Here is a 3,349-nt window from a genome sequence, read left to right on the forward strand (position 1 = left end):
CCATGGAATGGCGCCGACCTACCCGCCACTGTCTATTGCCGCCCCGAGCATTTGCGGGTGATGGACAGTGAGGGCCATCTGCACGGGCGTCTGGTGGGCCAGTTTTTCCAGGGGGCTCAAAGCCGTCTGCTGGTGGATGTGGGTGCGGCTCAGCCTTTGCTGGTGGACAGCACCGATAGCGCTATCCATGCCCCCGGTGCCCTGATTGCCCTGGCCGTCGAGCCACAAGTGCTGTTCACCCTGTCATCGTGATCTTTGTGTTTGCAGAGGGCTTATTTTGAATCATCCGTTTCTCATCGCGCAGATCAGCGATCTGCACCTTAAAGCCGGACAAAAACTGACTTACGGCGTTGTCGATACCCTCGCTGCATTGCGTCGTGCGGTGGATCATTTGAACACCCAGGTGCCGCGTCCCGACATCGTGGTGGTCAGTGGCGACCTGGTGGACTTCGGTCGCCCTGATGAATATGCCGTGCTGCACCCTGAACTGGCGCGCCTGCACATGCCTTGCTACCTGGTGCCTGGTAACCATGACAATCGCGAGCATTTGCGGGCGGCATTTGCCGACCACAGCTACCTGCCGATACGGGCTGACGCCCCCCTGGACTGGGTGGTGGAGGAGCATCCGCTACGCCTTATTGGCCTGGACACCACCATTCCCGGTGCCCATGGCGGTCAGCTCCTGGAAAGCCAGTTGCGCTGGCTCGATGAACAACTGGCCTGTCGTCCCGATGCGCCGACGCTATTGGTGCTGCATCACCCGCCGTTTGTAAGCGGGATTGGCCATATGGACCGTGAACCCTTCATCAACGCGGCGGCACTGGAGCAGGTCATTGCCCGACACCCGCAGGTGGAGCGCTTGCTGTGCGGGCATTTGCATCGGTCGATGCAGCGGCGTTTCGGCGGCAGCCTGAGTTGCGTGTGCCCCGGTACCTCACATCAGATCGTCCTGGATCTACAGCCAACCGCTCCCGCGCATTTCAATCTGGAACCGCCGGGGTATCTGCTGCATCACTGGCATGGGCAGGCACTGGTGACCCATAACGGCGTGTTTGGCGAGTATCCCGGACCGTATCCGTTTTATGACGCTCATGGATTGATCGACTGATAACCCAGGGACTTTCACTGATGACCTGCTTTGGAGATTTAATCCCTACCCCACTCTATTCATCGAAGATTTTCTAACGAGTTATTGAACGCATCGGCCAATCATGTGATCGGCCGAGGGCTTCCTGCTGCCTTTTCACTGTGCCCGGAACAGAGGTTCCGCGCTGGAGTTCGTCCTGATGAAAGCTCTTTTCAACGTACTGAGTTTATTAACCGGCGGCGTGTGTATTGTCCTGAGCCCGTTGGCGTCTGCTGATTTTGTCAGCGACAGTAAGGCCAACTTGAACTTGCGCAATTTCTACTTCAACAACGATAACCGTGACGGTACCGCCGCGCCCTCGAAGACTGAGGAATGGGGCCAGGCCTTCATGCTCAATTATCAGTCCGGGTTTACCGAAGGCACTGTGGGGTTTGGTCTGGATGCCATCGGCCTGCTGGGTTTGAAACTCGACAGCGGCGCGGGTCGCCATGTTGGCAGCTCGATGTTTCCCAACGACGGTGACAAGGCTGCCGACCAATGGGCTCGTCTCGGCGCAACGGCGAAGATGCGCGTCTCCAAGACCGAACTGCGTTACGGCACCTTGCAACCGAAACTGCCGATCCTGGTGTCCAACGATGGCCGTCTGTTGCCGCAAACTTTCGAAGGTGGCCAAGTCACCAGCAATGAAATCGACAACCTGACGTTCACCGCCGGCCAACTGGAACACGCCACCGGGCGTGCATCGAGTGACCGCGCCGGGCTGGCCGTTGCGGGCGGCAGCCAGGAAAGCAACAAATTCACCTTTGCCGGTGGCGATTACAAACTGACCAAGGACCTGACCGCACAGTATTACTACGCCAATCTCGAAGACTATTACCAACAGCACTTCGCCGGTTTGTTGCATGTATTGCCGCTGGGCGAATACGGCTCGCTGAAAACCGACTTGCGCTACTTCAAGACCACGTCCGATGGCAAGAACAGCAGCGCCGCCGGTCGCGCCAGTGGTTACAAACTGGGCGGCTACACCAAGGATGGTAGCGGCGAAATCGACAACGATACCTGGAGTGCGGCGTTCATTTACTCGCTGGGCGGCCATGCCATTACCGCGGGTTATCAAAGCGTTTCCGAAGACAGCAACTTTGCCCAACTCAACCAGGGTGGCTTGGTGGGTAAAGGCGAAGCCGGCGCCAGCCTTTATCTCTACACCGACCGCACTATTCAGACGTTCATCCAGGCGGGTGAGCGCACGGCGTTCGCCCAGTATGCCTACGACTTCGCCGCGCTTGGCGTGCCGGGATTGAAGGCGTCGGTGATGTACCTCAAGGGCGACAATATCCAGACCGCCAGCGGTCAGGACGCCAGTGAGTGGGAGCGCGATATCTCCCTGGACTATGTGATCCAGAGCGGTACGCTGAAGAACCTGGGTTTTGGCTGGCGCAACGCGATGTCCCGAAGCGAAGTGGCTCGCGACCAGGACCAGAATCGCCTGATCGTGAGTTACAGCATTCCCTTGATGTAAGCATCCAGCGCAATTCAGGGCCAGGGCGTCGAACTCGCGTGAAACGCTCCTGGCTCTTTATCAGCGCTTGCCCAACGTCGGCAGATTCGCACGATTGGGCAATCATCCGCGCGGATTATGCAACCAGCCCCCAGAATTGCTTCCTATAGTTATCCAGAGTCAAACCTTCTGGAGCTGGAATCGCTATGAGCGCCCTCAACATCAATGGCCGTGAGTATACGGTCGACGTAGACCCAGGCACCCCGATTCTCTGGACCCTGCGCGATGCGCTGGGCATGACCGGCACCAAATTTGGTTGTGGTGCAGCCCTGTGTGGCGCCTGCACCGTTCACCTGGATGGTCAGGCCATTCGTTCGTGCGTGACGCCAATCGCCGCCGCCCAAGGCAAGAAGATCACCACCATCGAGGCGGCCACAGATGGCAGTGACCCGGTCGGCACCGCCGTGCATGAGGCTTGGGTCAAACACGACGTGGCGCAGTGCGGCTACTGTCAGAGCGGCCAGATCATGAGCGCGACAGCGTTTCTCAAAGCCCAGCCCAAGGGCAAGCAGCCTACGGCGGCCGAAATCGACTCGGCGATGGCCGGCAACATTTGCCGCTGTGGCACTTACGCGCGCATCCGCGCTGCCGTGGCAGATGCCGCCAAAACCCTTGCCTGACCGGAGTTCGCCATGTTGAACGAGATTTTTCCAGACGAGATTCCCCGCACTTTACAGCACATGCTTGAGCGCGATCAGGCTGAC

Annotated in this window: 4 protein-coding genes; all 4 read left to right on the forward strand. The window is 58.7% G+C overall.

Translation table 11 applies throughout. The features are described from left to right. Positions 1-252: TOBE domain-containing protein (locus GSM73_RS27265; protein ID WP_256676886.1), on the forward strand; the 252-nt coding region annotated here is incomplete at its 5' end. Between the two features lie 25 nt (positions 253-277). Further along, a complete protein-coding gene (locus tag GSM73_RS12460) occupies positions 278-1,108 on the forward strand; it encodes a phosphodiesterase (protein WP_160892722.1) in 831 nt (276 codons plus the stop codon). 178 nt (positions 1,109-1,286) lie between these two features. Next, on the forward strand, positions 1,287-2,606 hold the full coding sequence (locus GSM73_RS12465; RefSeq protein ID WP_160892724.1) for an OprD family porin: 1,320 nt from the start codon (positions 1,287-1,289) through the stop codon (positions 2,604-2,606). 185 nt (positions 2,607-2,791) lie between these two features. Next, positions 2,792-3,265, forward strand: a complete 474-nt coding sequence (locus GSM73_RS12470) for a (2Fe-2S)-binding protein (protein WP_047226466.1) — start codon at positions 2,792-2,794, stop codon at positions 3,263-3,265. Positions 3,266-3,349 lie beyond the last annotated feature (84 nt).

It is taken from the genome of Pseudomonas sp. PICF6, from assembly GCF_009831705.1.
GTDB lineage: Bacteria > Pseudomonadota > Gammaproteobacteria > Pseudomonadales > Pseudomonadaceae > Aquipseudomonas > Aquipseudomonas rhizophila.